The organism is Streptococcus oralis, assembly GCF_023110435.1.
In the GTDB taxonomy this organism is placed as follows: domain Bacteria; phylum Bacillota; class Bacilli; order Lactobacillales; family Streptococcaceae; genus Streptococcus; species Streptococcus oralis_CF.
This window is the reverse complement of the sequence record NZ_JALDWB010000001.1, coordinates 520,289-536,739: the sequence shown is the minus strand read 5'-3', so window position 1 is coordinate 536,739 and position 16,451 is coordinate 520,289. Positions and strand designations below refer to the sequence as shown.

Below are 16,451 nucleotides of genomic sequence, written 5' to 3'. Positions count from 1 at the left end.
CATTTCTCATTAGTCAAAGGGGTTAAGGGCACTTAGCCCACCTGAAATGGCATTTCCTACATCACTTACCACCTCACTGGCCCAATTTTTTGCACTTTCAACACTATTTGATATTGCCTGACCAACATTTTTCCCTACATCATCCAAAAATGCCCCTGTAGCGTCTAAACCATCTTTAAGCCCTAAAAAGTTATTTTCATAGGCTTTATTAAACAACCAAGTAACTCCAACTCCAATAGCAAATGATGCAGTCGCTACACCAACAGCAGCCCAACCAACAGGATTACTTCCCAAAAATGCTCCTAAAGCTACTGTAGTTAGCTTCGCAGCTCCAAAACCAATCCCTGTTGACAAACCATTATGCACAACTGCCTGACCAATATTTTTATCTTTGTTAACAATATCATCATACATTCCAAGACCAAAGCCAATTCCCATTAAGGAACGGCCACCCCATTTGCCCCAGTTCGCTATATTTGTACCTTTTTGAACCAAAGCTTGACCTATACCATTTTGTTTAACTAAAACAAATGAAGTTGAGGCTCCGTTTAAAGCAAAAGTACTAGGACCTTTAATTCCTTCTAAAATAGTAGCTAAACCACCAAAACGTTGAATTCCTAATCCAAGTTGCTCAATTGCGGTTGCAAGTAAGTCAAACTGCGTGCTATTTTTATCATAATTCTCTCGAACTAACTCTAATGCACTTTTTAATTGCTGAATCAACTCAGGTGAAACTAACTCTTCTGGATGGTACTGAGCATAGGAAAGTAAAGCTTCAATGTCCTCTATTGTTAATCCCTCTCCTGATTTCAACTTTTCTTTATCAAATCGTCTTCCCCAAGACTCGTGAATCTGTTTAACCCACATCAATTCCTCTTGAGATGGAATTACAAATGTTTTTGTTTCTTCATTCCAAGAGTTTTTTGCTTGAGATAACCCTTGCCTTACTGCTTGATAAAGACCATCTATATTTGAAAAAAGACCTGATGATGAACTATGAAACGTCAAAAGTTTTTGAAGCTTCTCCTCCAATTTTTGTTTGACTTTCTGTTGGATCTCAATATGTTCTGTTAAACTATTAATAAAAAAATAATCTGGTTGTTCCACACGATATTCCATATTTCGTAGTTTCTGATAGTAAACAATATTTTTATGTGCTTGCGCAATTTTTTGACGCAACTCATCTTCTTTTAAGCTTACACTATCCACCTCACTAATGAATTTATTCGGAAGACTCAATGTTGCTTTTTCTATTTCCTCATTTAACAAAATGCAGGCTTTCGTTAATGGAATCAATAATTGGCTACAATAAACTTTTGCAGAATCATAGGCTAAGCCAGATAAATCTCCACTATTTGATGAAAAATCATTAAGAGCCTTATGTAAAGATTGATAAGCTTGATTTTGATTCTGTAGTGCTCTTGATGTACTACTAGCTTGATTCTTGGATTTCCATAAATACATATCAACACCCATTTTTTTCTCTCACCTCTCTTTCTAATTGTTTCAATTGTTCTTTATCAACTTCTAATAGTTTTTGTGACTGTTTAAGGGACTCTTCCTGTTCTTGAAAATAGGTTTGAAGTTTTTGCGATGCCTGACGATGTTGTGATTCTAAATCTTTAAAATAATAACTATCGTCAGATTGACTCATCAACTCTGCAACCTCACTAAAAAAGAATTTACTTTTTTTAGTAAGGTTCTCATATTCATCTCGTACGATATATAGGTGATGTTTCTTTGCTTTTAGAGATTCTTCTCTTTGTTTGAGTGATAACTCTAAATTAATGATATCACGATTAACCATTTAACGTAAACCTCGTGCTAGCATCTTCAATGCGTGACAATTGGTTTGCTACTTTCTGATCCATAGCATGAAAAGCTGTAGATAGATTATGAATATTCGTTGACATTGCTGATATTACATTAGCCATTTGACTCGCAGTAGTTTGCGCTAAATCAATTGCAGAGGAAGCTTTTGCATTCCCCGCTATAGTTGTCTGATTATCTTTTTCAATCGCTATACGATTAGCGAGACTTTCTGTAGATTTTGCAATCGCCGTTGCTCTTTGAACAGCTAAAGATGTTACACTTTTTATTTCACTCATTATCAGGTTCCTCTAAAATATTTAACTATCATGATTATATCATAAAAAATTTAAAAAATATTGTAATATTCTCCAAATATGAGTGAATACGACATATGAGTGAATACGACCTCAATATTTTGAAATAGGCAATTTATTGTGATTTCAACTAGAGCTTGCAGTTTTTTAAAAAATAAGAAAGCAATGATTAACTATATTTTTCTATAACAAATAAATTAAAATCAAACTAAAAGGACTTAGCCCTGTACAATACAGAACTAAGTCCTTCACTTAAATTATTTGTCTAACTTTTTGGGGTCAGTACAAATTGAGGTATCTTTTTTACATTTGTACAATCTTGCGATAGCTTCTTAAGGTAATCATAAAGATCAAAACGTAGACGATGAGGAAGATGGTACAAATGGACAGAGTGACGGTCAACATCATGGTCGCATCCAGCACGCCAATGACTTTTAGGATGAGGCTAAGCATATGATAGGCAAAGGCAAGGTGTAGGAAGGCAAATAGCAATGGAAGGAAGAAAACAGTTAGGACCTGTTTGTTGATAGTTTTCTTGATTTGCTTTTGATCGAGTCCGACCTTTTGCAAAATGATAAAGCGTTCACGGTCTTCATAGCCTTCAGAGATTTGTTTGTAGTAGATAACGAGAACAGTTCCCACCATAAAGATGATAGAGAGGAAAATACCGATAAAGAAAACTCCACCAAAGAGAGCACTCACCTGCGCACTGCTATCAGCCAGATTGCTTCCGTAAACATAGCTTCCTTCTTTGTTTAATTCTCTATTAAAGTTGTTGACGAATTTTGAATAGTCATCTGCAATTTTAAGCTGCTCTTCCTCGCTAGCCGTTACGTTCATACCACCATAGTATTGATTAAAGATGGAAGAATTAGGATACTGGTCAAGAAAGGCTTTCAAGTCAGGAACAACCAGATAGTTATAGTCTGAAGTTAGAACATTGTACTGATTTGGGACATGTTCAAGAATAAAATCTTTTTTGATTTCTTCCTTTATTGTATAGGTCTGGTCATTTAGAGTCAGTTCTTTCTGTCCTTGAAGTTCTTTGTTTTTAGTAAACAATCCGACTTCCTTACCTGAAAGTGCAAGTTTTTGCCCCGTCATATTCTCGTAATCTTTTTGGTCAAAGACCATAAAAATAGTTTTCGGTTGAACACGATTTTGACCTTTCTCAAAAATTGTCAATTTCGTACCTTCTTGATTTGCTACACCAAAGTTACTGTATGTAAGGACTTCTTTCTTTGTGACAGTCAATCCCTTATCGCTAGCATACTGGCTCAAGAGTTTTTCGATGTCTTCTTTTTCAACATTCTGCCCTGTAATCCCAAAATCATGCGGATTCATGACTTTCTTGAAAGTTTCTGAAGCCTTGAAGACGCTCGTTGTAGCAGACATAGTCACCAAGACCATAGTTGAGAGAATAGCAATCGTCGCCAGACCAACCGCATTTTTCTTCATACGGAAAATGAGATTGGATACGGAAATCATGTTGTTGGGTTGGTAATAATAACGCTTGTTTTTCTTTAAGATTTGTAAGAAGACTGTAATCCCTGCATTGAAGAGAAGATAAGTTCCCAAAATTACCAACAAGACTGCTACGAAGAAAATCAGAACAGCAGAAAGTGGGTTTTCAACTGTAACTGCTAGGTAGTAACCAGTTGCTAGACTAATCAAACCTAGTATAGTTTGAAGACCTAAGAAACGTCCTTTTTTCTCACCACTGGCCTTCTCACGAGAGAGCTGAAGGGCATTCATGCGTGCGATACGAAAGGCATTGATAAAAATTAGACCTAGGAAGATAGCTCCAAAGACGATGAGAACTAGGATAAAGACAATTGGTTGGAAAGTCGAAACGAGCTCCACTTTCATCTTCATCAACTTCAGAAGAAGGGCAAAGATTAGCTTATCAAAGAGAGCTCCTAGGCCGAGACCAGCTGTCAAGGTTAAGGAACCAAAAATAAGAAGCTCCTTAAAAACCATGCTGATCAAATGGCGTTTTTCTAATCCTAACATGCCATAAATCCCTAGTTCTTTGGAACGGTTTTTCATGACAAAACTATTAGCATAAAGGACAATAATTCCAGAAGCGATAGTAACAACCACCATACCGAGAGCGAGGGTCATAGAGATAGTTTCTCCCCCTCGGATCTTGCCAATGTTAGGGTTAAGTGACAGTGAGTAAAAGAGATAGGTGATGGTCACAGCTAAGAGAACAGCTAAAGCAAAGGGATAGTAGAGTTTGCGGTTTTTAATCAAGTTAGATACCGCTAACTTATTGGTTAATCGGAACATACTAATTCACCTCGCTTGCCATGACTGTCAAGGTATCAGAGATTTCTTGGAACATTTGACGTTCTGTCTTGTCTCCACGGTAGATTTGGTTGTAAAGAATGCCGTCCTTGATAAAGAGAACGCGCTTGGCCCTACTGGCTGCCGCTGTTGAGTGGGTCACCATGAGAATGGTTTGCCCTCGCTCATTGATTTCATCAAATACATCAAGTAAGGCTGCAGATGACTTGGAGTCAAGGGCTCCTGTTGGCTCATCCGCAAGGAGAATTTCAGGTTCAGTGATGATGGCACGTGCTACTGCTACCCGCTGTTTTTGACCACCTGAAATCTCGTAAGGGTACTTCTCTTGCAATTGGTTGATGCCTAAATTTTCAGCGGTTACTACCAATTTCTTCATCATCTCTGTGATAGGTTTTCGTGATAACACTAACGGAAGCAAGATATTGTCCTTAACAGACAAGGTATCTAGCAAGTTAAAGTCTTGGAAGACAAATCCCAACTTCTCACGACGAAAACTTGAAGCCTGTGAATTTTTAATAGTGGCCGTGTCTGTTCCGTTTAAGTAAACCTGACCGCGAGTTGGTTTATCCAGCATAGCTAGAATGTTGAGCAGGGTTGATTTCCCAGAACCAGACTCCCCCATGATGGCAACATAGTCACCCTTTTCCACGGTAAAGTGAATATCCTTGAGGGCCTCTACTTGGTTGCCTTGGAAACGAGTTTTATAAATTTTTTGAACATGTTTTACATCTAAAAGTGTCATGATTTTCTCCTTCTTAATATCCCATCATTTGAAACTGTGCTTGCATCATAGCGCATCCCAGTTGAACACGCTCGATATCTTTTTGACTTGGTTTTCTTGTTTTCTTTTGTAAAATTCTTTTCATGGTTTTGCTCCTTTGTTCTTTATGAGTCTAGTTTATCGCAAAAAAAGAGGTCTTGCCATAACCTAACCTTACAAAAGAGACTTTAATCTTACATTTTTGTAAGATTGAGGAATTTTTTTGAAAATGGCTACTATAAGAAGTCCTGTCATTGCTTGTTTTATTCTTAAAAAAATAGTAAAATTAAGTTATGAAAAGGCTTTCTTTAACATCTTGTAAAATAATTGGCTTTCTGCTAATTATTTTTAAAGGTGCTAAACTATCATTCGTATCACTGCTATAAGGAGGGAGGTTCAGCTCCCTCTTTTTTAGAAAGAGGTTCCTATGAAACGTGTTTTTCTCTTCATCAGCAATCTTCTTTTAACTTTCTTCCTCATTGCCACTCTGTCCTTTTGGAAAGAAGCTCTTCCTCAACGCCTATTTCCAGGTGTGGCTGTACTCAGTGGTCAAGTCGATTATACTACCCTCAAACAAGAATTAGACAGCCTTGCTAGGAAACATAATAGTCTCATCGCAAGAACTATTTGGGAAGTAGATAGTGATGGAAAATCAAGAACTCTCTACGAAGCTTTTGGAGATGGGCAACTCCCAGACTGGATGCCTCCAGCAAGTCAAGAAAGCATTCACAAGAGCGATCTTCTCAACAACTACAATATTATCAGCGGATCCCTAACTAGTCAAGAATTGGCTACTCATCTGAAAGAACTTGGACTAGAAAAAGCGAATGCATTTGAAAATGACAGAGTATCCTTCGTACTGGCCATCTTTACCCAACCTGATCAGCTCATCAGTATGTTAATCTTTTTGCTGACTTTCTTAGCTTTAATTGTTATCGGTCAGATTCAATCTCTTTCTCAGTCAGGGATTAGATTGATTTCTGGAGAGCGGCTGAGCTATCTCTTCTTTCGTTCTCTCGCAAGAGACGGACTTGATATCCTTCTTTTTGGTCTACCTGCTTTGCTGATAGCATGTATCTTGCTCATTTCCTTGGGATATCCTTATGAAGTTCAGACTTTTCTAGGAATACTTTTTATTCTTTACAATAGCCTACTTCTCTTACTTAGTCTTCTAATTGCCTTTCTTTTTACCATTTCTTTAAAAAAAGTCCATCTCCTCTCTATCATCAAAGGAAAATTACCAATCAAGTCTATTCTACGCATTCTCTACTTTGGTCAGGTACTTGCCATTCTACTGGTTATTGTAGGATTTGGACGTATGTCTACTTACTATCATATACTTGAGAAAAATGAGGCTGGACAAGCTACTTGGGAACAACGCTCCAATGTTGTTACTCTTAAAACAGGGCGTTCCAGTCAGATGAAAAATTTAGATGAACTGCAGACAAATGCTGATAAATGGTTTGACTTTATTCAATATTCTTTAGAAAATGGAAATGCCTTTCTAGTCAAACATAATCTCGCTATTCAAGCTATAAAACATTCTCTTTCAACTCATAATGATTCTGAACAAAATCCCTATGACTTGGAAGGGAAAAATATTCTCTATGTAACACCTGACTACTTCAAAAAAGAAGGTATAGAGTTAACATCAGAAACCTTTAAAAAAATCAATAATCTAAAAGATGGACAGGTTCTTGTAATACTACCTCAAGAACAAAAGAAAAATGAGGAACAAATAAAACAAAACATACAAGAAGATTTAACTAATCAATTATACAGTAGTGATACAAAGCATAGAGTCGAAGTTAGTATAACTTATACTGATCAAAAAAAAGATGTATTCATTTATAATACCACCCATATCGCTTATGATCAATGGTTATCAAATCCCATCTTTCTTGTGCTTTCTCCTAAAGCACTTGGCAAGGCTTCCTCCATCTTCTGGTTTACAAATCTAGAATATCTCTATTTTACAGACCTCCACCAGACACAAGAACTTTTGAAACACTATCAACTTGATCATATGGTCTCAAAGCTATCGTCTGCTAGGGAAACCTATCTCCAGTTAAATCAAAAAATTAAAATCGAAATTTTTAGTAACTTAGCGAGTGCTATGTTTGCTATTTTGACTTCAATTTTGCTGTTTACAAGTTTAAATCTGCTCTATTTTGAAGCCTTTCGCAAAACCATATTCTTGAAAAAAATCGCAGGCTATTATTTCTTTGAATTACACAGTAGATATATCACTTCTCAAATAATAGCTCTCTTTCTCGGAAGTGGTCTAGCTTTCATTATTTCTAAGAATATCTGGATTACCCTGATCCTATTTTTCAGCTTTTCAGGTTTAGCCGTTCTTCTATTGAAGATTTGTGATAAGAAGGAAAGTAAAACCTATGCTAGCATCATCAAAGGAGGGTAGTATGATTGAATTACAACATATTTGGAAACAATTTGGTTCTCGTATTATTTTTTCAGACTTGAATCTGAATTTTCAAAGTGGTATGGTGTATGCTTTGATAGGAGACAGTGGTTGTGGAAAAACCACTTTGCTCAATATGCTTGCAAAACTAGAGACCTTCGACAAAGGAGAAATCGTTTACAAAGGAAAATCTTTGACTTCTCTAAAAAATGAGGAATTCTATCGTAACGAGCTAGGTTATCTCTTCCAGAACTTCGGACTATTAGAAAGTCAGACCATTCGAGAAAACCTTGAGCTGGGACTGATTGGCAAAAAACAGAACAAGAAACAAGAAAAAGAGAGACTTCTTCTTCAAGCACTGCAAGCTGTCAGACTAGATTATCTAAGTCTCAACCAAAAAATCTATGAATTATCTGGTGGTGAAGCTCAACGCGTAGCGCTTGCTAAGATTATCCTGAAAGATCCTCCTTTAATTTTAGCCGATGAGCCTACCGCCTCGCTAGATCCAAAAAATTCCAAGGAAATTATGGAAATTCTCCTTGAACTTCGTAATGCTAATAGAACAATTATCATCGCAACTCACAATCCTAGTATTTGGAAAATGGCTGATCAGGTAATTCATCTCTCTCAAGATGGAAAAGAATATACTTAAATACCAAAATCCCTTGTGGCTAAATAACCACAAGGGATTTTCAGTCATTTATGCTGCTTCTTTTAAGTAACATAGTGCAAATAATAAATACTTCCTGTTAAATCTCACCAAAACCAGCCATCATTGTCTTCAATAGCTTGGGCTTCCTTGCGTTTGCGTGGTCCTGTTCCGTACATTTCAGCTTCAATCTCTTCCTTAGTTGGCAAGATAGATGCAAGGATAATGTAAATAATCACACCGATTCCAAAATTTGCCACAGTAAAAATGGCGAAGAGAAAGCGGACTAGGGTTACATCAAGTTTCCACTTGTCTGATAGACCAGCTAAAACTCCTGACACCATACGATTTCGTCTCATTTTATAAAATTTTGTATTCATGATTGTTTCCTCTTTCGGTATTCTTACAAGTAGTATAGCATGAAACGGGGTCATAAACATCAGTCCTTAGGCCGATTTAAGATGACGAGTTTGCCACGGCAGGCGCCACAGCGGTAGCGTTTTGTATCAATTTTCCTCTTGCGTTGATAGGTTTGCTGGCAGGATTGGCACTGATAGACTAAGTAACTATCTTGACTTTTCAAAGGTGGTACAAAGCGTAGTCCATCCACTTCTTTCAAAAGTTCCTTGAAATCTCGGTCCTTATGGCGATACCCCTTTTTCTGAAAATAAAGGTGATAGTGACAAAGCTCATGGCGCACGATTTTACGAAAGACTTCCAAACCTAGTTCATTATAAACCTTGGGATTAAAATCCAAATGCCCATCCTTGGGGAAAAATCGTCCACCTGTCGTTCGCAGACGAGAATTCCACTGGGCTTGGTGCGTGAAAGGTCTACCAAAGTCTTCGAGGGAAACAGACTTAACGTACTCAGTTAGATTCATCTGGAGCCAGGAGCGACAGATTGACTTTTTCACGTTCAGTATCGATTTTCTTAACCCAAACCGTTACCAGATCTCCGACTGACACCAGTTGGCTAGGATGTTTGATAAATTTGTGGCTCATATGCGAAATATGAATCAAGCCGTCCTCGTGAATCCCGATATCAACGAAGGCACCGAAGTCAACGACATTACGCACCACACCTTCCAGCTTCTGTCCGACAACAAGATCCTTGATATCCAGTACATCTTGACGGAGAACTGGAGCATCAAAAGAATCACGGAAATCACGACCTGGTTTGAGAAGGTCTGCAATAATATCTTTAAGAGTTTCTGGTCCAAGTTCTAGTTCTTGCGCCATTTCCTTGATAGAAAGGGACTTAAGCTTATTTTGGGCTTCTTCGTTTAGGTCTTTAATATCTAAACGTTTGAAGAGCTCCTTAACCGCAGCATAGTTTTCTGGGTGAACTCCAGTATTATCTAGGATATTGCTACTTTCAGGGATACGGAGGAAACCAGCTGCCTGCTCAAAGGCTTTAGCACCTAGACGAGGAACCTTCTTGATTTGAGCGCGTGAAGTGATTTTTCCTTCTTCTTCACGGTATTTGACGATATTTTCAGAGATGGTTTTATTGAGTCCAGCTACGTGTGAAAGAAGAGCTGGGCTGGCTGTATTGACATTGACACCAACTTGGTTAACCACGGTATCGACGACAAAGTCCAGACTTTCAGACAGTTTCTTCTGACTGACATCGTGCTGGTATTGCCCTACACCGATTGACTTGGGATCGATTTTGACCAATTCGGCAAGGGGATCTTGCAAACGACGGGCGATAGAGATAGCCGATCGTTTTTCAACGGTCAAGTCTGGAAACTCCTGACGAGCAAGGTCGCTGGCAGAGTAGACAGAGGCACCACTTTCATTGACGATAATATAGCTGACTTCAGGAAAATCTTTCAGAACTTCTGCCACAAAGGCTTCGCTTTCACGGCTAGCCGTTCCATTTCCGATAGCAATAATTTCTACGCCATACTGACCAATCAAATCTGCCAAATCTTTCTTGGCTTCTTCAATCTGACGAGCAGAGGCTGGTTTAACAGGATAGATGACCTGTGTCGTCAGCATTTTCCCCGTCGCATCAACGACAGCCAGCTTGGCACCTGTACGAAAGGCAGGGTCAAATCCTAGAACCACGCGCCCTTTTAGCGGAGCAACCAAGAGGAGATTGCGCAGATTGTCTGAAAAGAGTTGGATAGCCCCTTCTTCCGCTTTCTCAGTCAATTCTGTCCGAATACGGCGCTCGATAGCAGGCAAGACCTTTTTCTTAACAGATTGCTGGATAACTTCATCAATATAGGCATTTTTCACCTTGAAACGAGCAGTAAAGAAAGATAGGATACGATCTGTCGCATGTTCAAAACCGACTTTTAAGACACCTAGCTTCTCCCCACGGTTGAGGGCTAAAGTTCGATAGCCCTGCATGTTGCCAACTGTCTCTGAAAAATCATAATAAATCTGAAAAACTTGTTTTTCATCGAGACTTTCATCCTTGACTTGCGAAGTGATTTTAGAGTGTCTCAACACTTCCTGATAGGTCAGTGAACGCAAGGTCACATCTTCGGATAGGGCTTCTACCAAGATATCAACCGCACCAGATAGGGCTTCTGGACCAGTCGCAAATCCTTCACAGACAAACTTCTCAGCTTCTTTCTCTAAGCCATCTACATTCTGCAAAATCAAGCGGGCGAGAGGAAAGAGTCCTGCTTCACGGGCAATGGTTGCCTTGGTCCGACGCTTTTCCTTATAAGGAAGATAGAGTTCTTCAACGTCTGCTAATTTCTCAGCTGCCAGGATAGCTTCTTCCAATTCCTTGGTTAGTTTGCCTTGTTCTTGTATCTTAGTCAAGACAGCTTCCTTGCGGTCATTGAGATTTGTCAGACTTTTATCCAAGTCGATAATGGCCTTAATCGCCACCTCATCCAAACTACCAGTCATGTCCTTACGATAACGCGCGATGAAGGGAATCGTCGCCCCTTCTGCTGTTAAACCTAGAACGGTATCGATTTGCTTTAAGGTTACACCCAAATCTTGGGAGATTTTTTCATATTTTTTATCCATAAAACTATTATACCATAAGGAACAGCCCTTGTTTCCCCTTACCTATTTTTACCTCTTTGATTATCAAAATAATCCCATTTCCACAAAATAATAGTATAATAGAGGTAGAATTTAGAAAAGAGGTAAGCCAATGGCTGTTAAATTTACAAAAACGGATGACTTGGACAAGATGTTTGAAGAATTTGCTAAACTTCCTGACTTAACACAAGTCACTTTCCCAGATAATAAAGACAAAAAAGAAAAAGTTGAGAAGAAAAAATAGATGACGATTTTCCAATCCCTTCCTCCTAGCATCTTACAAGCAGGGGCTATTTTTCTCTCCATCATGATTGAAGCCCTTCCTTTTGTCCTGATTGGGAGTCTCATTTCGGGGGTGATTGAGGTCTATATCACACCTGATAAAGTGTATGAGTTTCTTCCTCACAATCGTTGGGGAAGAATCTTTTTTGGTACCTTCATTGGCTTTCTCTTTCCTTCTTGCGAGTGTGGAATCGTCCCGATTATCAATCGTTTTTTGGAAAAGAAAGTCCCCAGCTACACGGCAGTTCCTTTTCTGATGACTGCTCCCATCATCAATCCTATCGTTCTTTTCGCCACTTATTCTGCCTTTGGCAATTCAATAAAATTTGCCTTCTTGCGAGCTCTGGGAGCCATTGTGATTGCTTTGGTGCTGGGGATTTTCCTAGGATTTTTCTGGAAGGAACCCATTCAAAAAGAGAATTCTATTACTTGTCATGAACATGACTTTTCACACTTGACTCTTGCTAGAAAGGTCTTTCAGGTCTTTATACAAGCTATTGATGAGTTTTTCGATATGGGGCGTTACTTGGTCTTTGGCTGTCTCTTTGCGGCTATCGTGCAGGTCTATGTACCGACTCGGATCCTGACCTCAATCAGTGCTAGTCCAGTACTTGCGATTCTCTTGCTCATGTTTCTAGCCTTTCTTCTCTCTCTTTGTAGCGAGGCAGACGCCTTTATCGGAGCTTCTCTCCTCTCGAGCTTTGGACTCGCTCCTGTCCTTGCCTTTCTGGTCATCGGCCCCATGCTTGATATCAAAAATCTCCTCATGATGAAACACTATCTCAAAGCTCGCTTCATCTGGCAATTCATAGGCATCGTGACAGTGCTTGTCTTGCTTTATTCTTACATGATAGGAGTGATGCTATGATTCGATTTATCATTCTGCTGGGCTATTTTGCTCTGACCCTATATCTGCAGCTATCTGGCAAACTCAGCCACTACATCAACCTCCACTATTCCTATCTAGTCTATATCTCTATGGTCCTTTCTCTTCTGTTGGCTCTGGTCCAATTCTACATCTGGATTAAGAAAATCAACTCTCACAGCCATATAGAAAGTCGTCGTGCTAGACGAATCAGCATCCTTTTACTGTCACTACCCCTATTGATTGGATTTGCCTTTCCAACAGTAAGCTTGGACTCGAGAACCGTATCTGCCAAAGGCTATCATTTCCCACTCGCTGAGGGAATCGACACAGCTATTCAGGCAAGCGAAGGTACATCCAGTCAATACCTTAAACCCGATACCAGTACCTATTTTTCCAAGTATGCTTATGAAAAGGAAATGCGGACTACAGCTGATAAATACCTCTCCCAGCCAACCATTCAAGTCACAGACGAAAACTATATGGAAGTCATGGAAGTTCTCTATGACTATCCACAAGAGTTTGAAGGGAAGAAAATCGAGTTTACAGGCTTTGTCTATAACGATCCTAGTCATCCAGATAGCCAGTTCCTCTTTCGCTTTGGGATTATTCACTGTATCGCTGACTCTGGTGTATATGGGCTCTTGACCAAGGGAAACTCACGCCAGTATCCTGACAATACCTGGATTACCGCTAGAGGAACCCTGACCCTCCACTACCATAAAGAACTTAAACAAAAACTCCCAACACTGGAAGTTGAGAGTTTCACAAAAGTAGACAAACCAGAAAATCCTTACGTTTATCGCGTGTTTTAATAAAAAGTGATCCAACAACAGACAAATTACTTTTTAAAGTAGCTTGTCTTTTTTGTTCTCCTAGTTCAACAAAATCAACACACAATCTTTCAAACAATAGAAAAAGTCCCAAGAAATAAGATTTCTCGAGACCATAAAAATGTTAACAAGATAGGGTTGACAATCATCACATATCATAGCTTAACTGCAATAGAGTTGTGATAGAAAACGTTGATTTACTAGAAAAAATAAAACTCATATTAAACTGAATATTTCAGTTTCTTACTGGCATAAAGCTATTTGAGTTTAATTTAACAACCACTAACCTCTATTAACGCCACCAAATGCTGAACCAAAAACGGAAGTAGAATCCTAAGAACATAATGTGCACCTCCTTTTAAAAACGTTTTTCCATCTCAACTATATTATATATTTTCTTGTGGAGAATTGCAAATTTTTTCAGTCAAATTACTAGCTTTTTTCAAAAAAATATGATAAAAGACAAAATTTTATATTAAAAATAGTTATTTACTTTCGGTTTCTGTAAAATGAAGACATAATATAAATGCACTAAGTCCCTTAACTGGATTTTTTCTGTCAAACTTTTGAAGCTAGTTTATAACTTCCAGTTGTTGAAATTAGGAACTAGCCTCTTTTCTGCGCCATGAATCTTCGCTTTTTACTGTTTTTCTTCAGCTCAGTTGGACCACTTCTCATTTTGTAATAAAGCTCTTACCTCATCTGCTCCAATTTTATTCTCAGCTTTTTCAAAGAGTTGAATAGATTGATAAAAATAATCTCGTGATTTATTTGAATTTTGCTTCAGATAAATCTCTCCCATCCCTCTATAGGAACATGCTTGGGCAATGAAGTCCTCAGTTGTCAAAGCAAAATCTAGGGATTCTTGCATATAGCTTTCTGCCTCTTCTAGATTTCCCAACTTTAAACGAAGGTAGCCTTGTTCATAGTTGTTAACAGAAAATTTCAAAGCATCATTGGGAAAATATTTTTTTATAATTTGTATTTCCTGATCGATATAGAGTAGAGCTTTTTGAAAATGACCCATTTCCCTGTAAATCATCGCTAACTGATGATAACCAATATGTTCATTTTCTTGGTCACTTTTAGTTCGGGCTAAGTCAATATAACGCTGGTAAATACTTAAGCACTCGCTATAATTTTGCTCTTCAAGATAGATATAGCCCATCAAATTTAATAAACTAAAATCTGTGCAAATTTCCAATGAAAAGTCAGATTCAACTAATTTTTTAGCTTCTTCAATCTTACCCTCAAACAATAATTCCCATGCTTGATCCATTTTTATTCTCCTGCATCTTACGTTGTATAGAAATCTATTGATAAATCGCTATCAGGTTCGTATTTTTTCCAAGCTAAACTGAATCCATAATAATCTTCAAATTCAGGGTGCCAGTCATAATAAAGTGGGACACGACTATACTTTCTCGCAACTACTTCATCTTCAAATTCTGGAGACTCCCCTGCAGTAATGCCAAATTGGAGACCATTTAGTTCCCAGCTATTGCCCCAAACATTTTCATCCGAGAGAACATCTACCCATCTCGAGGCATCAATATCAAAATCTGCACATAATTCCAGCTCATAGAATCTTCTACAGTTAATCTCTGAAGGCTTAATATAAAAGGCACCTTCTACTTGGTACTTTTTATCTTTGACTTGAATCTGTGTGATTTTCATTGGAATTGGAACTCCATTTAATTCTAACCAGAAATAACCTAAGGGAGTTTTGATACCATAATATGTTTGCTGAGTGACAGGTTTAGCATTTTTAGAGCAAGCATCAAGAATTCTTCCAAGCTTAATTAAATTTCTACAAACGATTTTTGAAATGAGTGGGTCGAAATGTGAATACCTACGGATGACTCGTTTTAACTTTTCAACAGGAAAAGTGATATCCTTTGGTAGGGCATGATACTTCTGTACAACTAAAGCCGTTTTTTCAGTATTTTCCTTTCCTACTGGGACAATAACAGCGTGCCCAATATGGATATTTGGGTCATCGCTGATATAAGTATAGCCATTCCCTCCCTCCTGAAACTCAACCACAACAAGATTTAGCTCTTGATCTGGATCAAAGAGAGGCTCGACCTTTTCAACTTCTTGGCGCTCATAAAAAGTAAAGCGATCTTCATCATCGTCTTCGCCAAAAACCATGAAACTTCCACACTCAGGGCACTTCCACATATAAAAAGAAGCTTCTGAAATATCATCATAAGAAATTTTATTATGGTTGTCAGCTTTATTCATGATTTCTTCAAACAACGTATCCGAATAAACTGAAAAAGCATTTGGATCGGGTGATCTATGGTTGTCCATTGCTTGCCCGCATCTACATGTCCATTTACCCATAAACAACCTCAGTCGTGACTTAATTCTTCAAGGAAAAATTGATTTAGAGCTTTCCAGTCTTTCTTCATCTCAGTAACGCTTTGAACGTATACATCAAGCTCTTGGATATTATCTAAAATATAATCTTGAATTGGCTTAATCGGATCAATTTCCATACCTTCAGGACCGTTTATCTTAATGTCAAGCAATCTTGAAACATGCTCCTTCATTTGAGACGGAAGCAATTCTTTCACCAAATCATCAAATAAAATTGGCGGAACAGAATGGTATTTTTCAATCCAACGACAAGCCAAAATAGGACGTAGCGCATAGAAATACTTTTTAGGTTTAACCTTATCTCCAGAAAGATACTTATTCATTTGAGTTCTAGCAGTGTTCAAGTAATGGTGGAGCATTTTTTTCTCTGAAAAATACTGGTTGGCAAATGGACGTATGCGTTCAATAAAATCCGTTTGTTGATAGACAATTGGTGACTGTAACCATTCAAATAGTGTTGGATTTGACTTATAAAGGAGTTTTAAAGTTTTGTCTAAATCCCAGCCACTCACATCCCAAGTATCGTCAATCGGTAGCTCGATAACGTCACGCTGTTCATTCAAACGGAGATAAAAATCTTGCTTGTGTTTGTAGATAAACCGTACATCAAAATCACTATCAGGAGACTCAAAGCCCCATGCACGACTACCAGACTCGATAGCCCACAAAACTGTAACATCATAATCACGCTCAATTTCTGCCAATTTTTCAGGTACCAGAACATTCATTTCTTCTTGCGTTTGCATAATAAAGCCTCGTCTATAATTTGAACATAAATAGTTGCTAACATAGGAAACTAGGG

General features: G+C 38.2%; 17 protein-coding genes. 6 read left to right on the top strand and 11 right to left on the bottom strand.

The window, feature by feature from the left end:
* Positions 1–9 precede the first annotated feature (9 nt).
* Genes M1F97_RS02755 through M1F97_RS02745 form a run of 3 tightly spaced genes read right to left on the bottom strand, consistent with a single transcriptional unit; the run spans position 10 to position 2,108 of the window.
* Positions 10–1,476 (bottom strand): LXG domain-containing protein, encoded by a 1,467-nt coding sequence (locus tag M1F97_RS02755; RefSeq protein ID WP_247944112.1) that lies wholly within the window; start codon positions 1,474–1,476, stop codon positions 10–12.
* Positions 1,466–1,807: a hypothetical protein gene (locus tag M1F97_RS02750; RefSeq protein ID WP_169446158.1), complete on the bottom strand. Its 342-nt coding sequence runs from the start codon at positions 1,805–1,807 to the stop codon at positions 1,466–1,468. The genes M1F97_RS02755 and M1F97_RS02750 overlap by 11 nt, the downstream gene beginning before the upstream one ends.
* Positions 1,800–2,108, bottom strand: coding sequence for a TIGR04197 family type VII secretion effector (locus M1F97_RS02745; RefSeq protein WP_247944111.1), 309 nt, complete (start codon positions 2,106–2,108; stop codon positions 1,800–1,802). Before M1F97_RS02745 ends, M1F97_RS02750 begins: the two co-directional genes overlap by 8 nt.
* A 214-nt stretch (positions 2,109–2,322) precedes the next feature.
* On the opposite strand from M1F97_RS02745, the gene M1F97_RS09170 reads away from it, so the two are divergent.
* Positions 2,323–2,382, top strand: coding sequence for an IS3 family transposase (locus M1F97_RS09170; RefSeq protein ID WP_432654193.1), 60 nt, complete (start codon positions 2,323–2,325; stop codon positions 2,380–2,382).
* 47 nt (positions 2,383–2,429) lie between these two features.
* Here M1F97_RS09170 and M1F97_RS02740 read toward each other — a convergent pair whose 3' ends face one another.
* Positions 2,430–4,418, bottom strand: a complete 1,989-nt coding sequence (locus M1F97_RS02740; protein WP_247944110.1) for an FtsX-like permease family protein — start codon at positions 4,416–4,418, stop codon at positions 2,430–2,432.
* A gap of 1 nt (position 4,419) precedes the next feature.
* Positions 4,420–5,178, bottom strand: a complete 759-nt coding sequence (locus tag M1F97_RS02735) for an ABC transporter ATP-binding protein (RefSeq protein ID WP_000173369.1) — start codon at positions 5,176–5,178, stop codon at positions 4,420–4,422.
* A gap of 445 nt (positions 5,179–5,623) precedes the next feature.
* Between M1F97_RS02735 and M1F97_RS02730 the strand changes: the two genes are divergently transcribed.
* Together M1F97_RS02730 and M1F97_RS02725 are read left to right on the top strand one after the other, a co-directional pair.
* Positions 5,624–7,618, top strand: a complete 1,995-nt coding sequence (locus M1F97_RS02730; RefSeq protein WP_247944109.1) for a DUF1430 domain-containing protein — start codon at positions 5,624–5,626, stop codon at positions 7,616–7,618.
* Position 7,619: 1 nt separating this feature from the next.
* Positions 7,620–8,270: an ABC transporter ATP-binding protein gene (locus M1F97_RS02725; protein ID WP_000571616.1), complete on the top strand. Its 651-nt coding sequence runs from the start codon at positions 7,620–7,622 to the stop codon at positions 8,268–8,270.
* Between the two features lie 104 nt (positions 8,271–8,374).
* Here M1F97_RS02725 and M1F97_RS02720 read toward each other — a convergent pair whose 3' ends face one another.
* Genes M1F97_RS02720 through M1F97_RS02710 form a run of 3 tightly spaced genes read right to left on the bottom strand, consistent with a single transcriptional unit; the run spans position 8,375 to position 11,266 of the window.
* Positions 8,375–8,647, bottom strand: coding sequence for a PspC domain-containing protein (locus M1F97_RS02720; protein ID WP_001092790.1), 273 nt, complete (start codon positions 8,645–8,647; stop codon positions 8,375–8,377).
* 59 nt (positions 8,648–8,706) lie between these two features.
* Positions 8,707–9,150, bottom strand: a complete 444-nt coding sequence (locus M1F97_RS02715) for a SprT family protein (protein ID WP_247944108.1) — start codon at positions 9,148–9,150, stop codon at positions 8,707–8,709.
* Entirely contained in the window at positions 9,137–11,266 is a 2,130-nt protein-coding gene (locus M1F97_RS02710) for a Tex family protein (protein ID WP_247944107.1), read from the bottom strand. Before M1F97_RS02710 ends, M1F97_RS02715 begins: the two co-directional genes overlap by 14 nt.
* A 130-nt stretch (positions 11,267–11,396) precedes the next feature.
* Here M1F97_RS02710 and M1F97_RS09140 point away from each other — a divergent pair, with 130 nt between their 5' ends.
* From M1F97_RS09140 to M1F97_RS02700, 3 genes are read left to right on the top strand one after another with little or no spacing between them, the layout of a single operon-like run.
* Positions 11,397–11,528, top strand: a complete 132-nt coding sequence (locus tag M1F97_RS09140) for an SPJ_0845 family protein (RefSeq protein ID WP_125415907.1) — start codon at positions 11,397–11,399, stop codon at positions 11,526–11,528.
* Positions 11,529–12,434 (top strand): permease, encoded by a 906-nt coding sequence (locus tag M1F97_RS02705; protein WP_247944106.1) that lies wholly within the window; start codon positions 11,529–11,531, stop codon positions 12,432–12,434.
* Positions 12,431–13,246, top strand: a complete 816-nt coding sequence (locus M1F97_RS02700) for a TIGR03943 family putative permease subunit (RefSeq protein WP_247944105.1) — start codon at positions 12,431–12,433, stop codon at positions 13,244–13,246. The genes M1F97_RS02705 and M1F97_RS02700 overlap by 4 nt, the downstream gene beginning before the upstream one ends.
* Before the next feature lie 676 nt (positions 13,247–13,922).
* Here M1F97_RS02700 and M1F97_RS02695 read toward each other — a convergent pair.
* The 3 genes from M1F97_RS02695 to M1F97_RS02685 are packed head-to-tail and all read right to left on the bottom strand — an operon-like array spanning position 13,923 to position 16,395.
* Complete coding sequence (locus tag M1F97_RS02695; protein WP_247944104.1) at positions 13,923–14,543, bottom strand: tetratricopeptide repeat protein; 621 nt, start codon at positions 14,541–14,543, stop codon at positions 13,923–13,925.
* Between the two features lie 17 nt (positions 14,544–14,560).
* Positions 14,561–15,613 carry a hypothetical protein gene (locus tag M1F97_RS02690; RefSeq protein WP_247944103.1) on the bottom strand — a complete coding sequence of 351 codons (1,053 nt, stop codon included), beginning with the start codon at positions 15,611–15,613 and terminating at the stop codon, positions 14,561–14,563.
* An 8-nt stretch (positions 15,614–15,621) separates the two neighbouring features.
* Positions 15,622–16,395 (bottom strand): nucleotidyltransferase domain-containing protein, encoded by a 774-nt coding sequence (locus M1F97_RS02685; RefSeq protein ID WP_169446168.1) that lies wholly within the window; start codon positions 16,393–16,395, stop codon positions 15,622–15,624.
* Between the last annotated feature and the right edge of the window lie 56 nt (positions 16,396–16,451).

What these genes read in the sequence shown, in the direction of transcription:
- M1F97_RS02715 (WP_247944108.1), bottom strand. Translation starts at nt 9,150, where the DNA reads ATGAATCTAACTGAGTACGTTAAGTCTGTTTCCCTCGAAGACTTTGGT.
- M1F97_RS02720 (WP_001092790.1), bottom strand. Translation starts at nt 8,647, where the DNA reads ATGAATACAAAATTTTATAAAATGAGACGAAATCGTATGGTGTCAGGA.
- M1F97_RS02710 (WP_247944107.1), bottom strand. Translation starts at nt 11,266, where the DNA reads ATGGATAAAAAATATGAAAAAATCTCCCAAGATTTGGGTGTAACCTTA.
- M1F97_RS02755 (WP_247944112.1), bottom strand. Translation starts at nt 1,476, where the DNA reads ATGGGTGTTGATATGTATTTATGGAAATCCAAGAATCAAGCTAGTAGT.
- M1F97_RS02735 (WP_000173369.1), bottom strand. Translation starts at nt 5,178, where the DNA reads ATGACACTTTTAGATGTAAAACATGTTCAAAAAATTTATAAAACTCGT.
- M1F97_RS02695 (WP_247944104.1), bottom strand. Translation starts at nt 14,543, where the DNA reads ATGGATCAAGCATGGGAATTATTGTTTGAGGGTAAGATTGAAGAAGCT.
- M1F97_RS02690 (WP_247944103.1), bottom strand. Translation starts at nt 15,613, where the DNA reads ATGGGTAAATGGACATGTAGATGCGGGCAAGCAATGGACAACCATAGA.
- M1F97_RS02740 (WP_247944110.1), bottom strand. Translation starts at nt 4,418, where the DNA reads ATGTTCCGATTAACCAATAAGTTAGCGGTATCTAACTTGATTAAAAAC.
- M1F97_RS02700 (WP_247944105.1), top strand. Translation starts at nt 12,431, where the DNA reads ATGATTCGATTTATCATTCTGCTGGGCTATTTTGCTCTGACCCTATAT.
- M1F97_RS02730 (WP_247944109.1), top strand. Translation starts at nt 5,624, where the DNA reads ATGAAACGTGTTTTTCTCTTCATCAGCAATCTTCTTTTAACTTTCTTC.
- M1F97_RS02750 (WP_169446158.1), bottom strand. Translation starts at nt 1,807, where the DNA reads ATGGTTAATCGTGATATCATTAATTTAGAGTTATCACTCAAACAAAGA.
- M1F97_RS02685 (WP_169446168.1), bottom strand. Translation starts at nt 16,395, where the DNA reads ATGCAAACGCAAGAAGAAATGAATGTTCTGGTACCTGAAAAATTGGCA.
- M1F97_RS02705 (WP_247944106.1), top strand. Translation starts at nt 11,529, where the DNA reads ATGACGATTTTCCAATCCCTTCCTCCTAGCATCTTACAAGCAGGGGCT.
- M1F97_RS02725 (WP_000571616.1), top strand. Translation starts at nt 7,620, where the DNA reads ATGATTGAATTACAACATATTTGGAAACAATTTGGTTCTCGTATTATT.
- M1F97_RS09140 (WP_125415907.1), top strand. Translation starts at nt 11,397, where the DNA reads ATGGCTGTTAAATTTACAAAAACGGATGACTTGGACAAGATGTTTGAA.
- M1F97_RS02745 (WP_247944111.1), bottom strand. Translation starts at nt 2,108, where the DNA reads ATGAGTGAAATAAAAAGTGTAACATCTTTAGCTGTTCAAAGAGCAACG.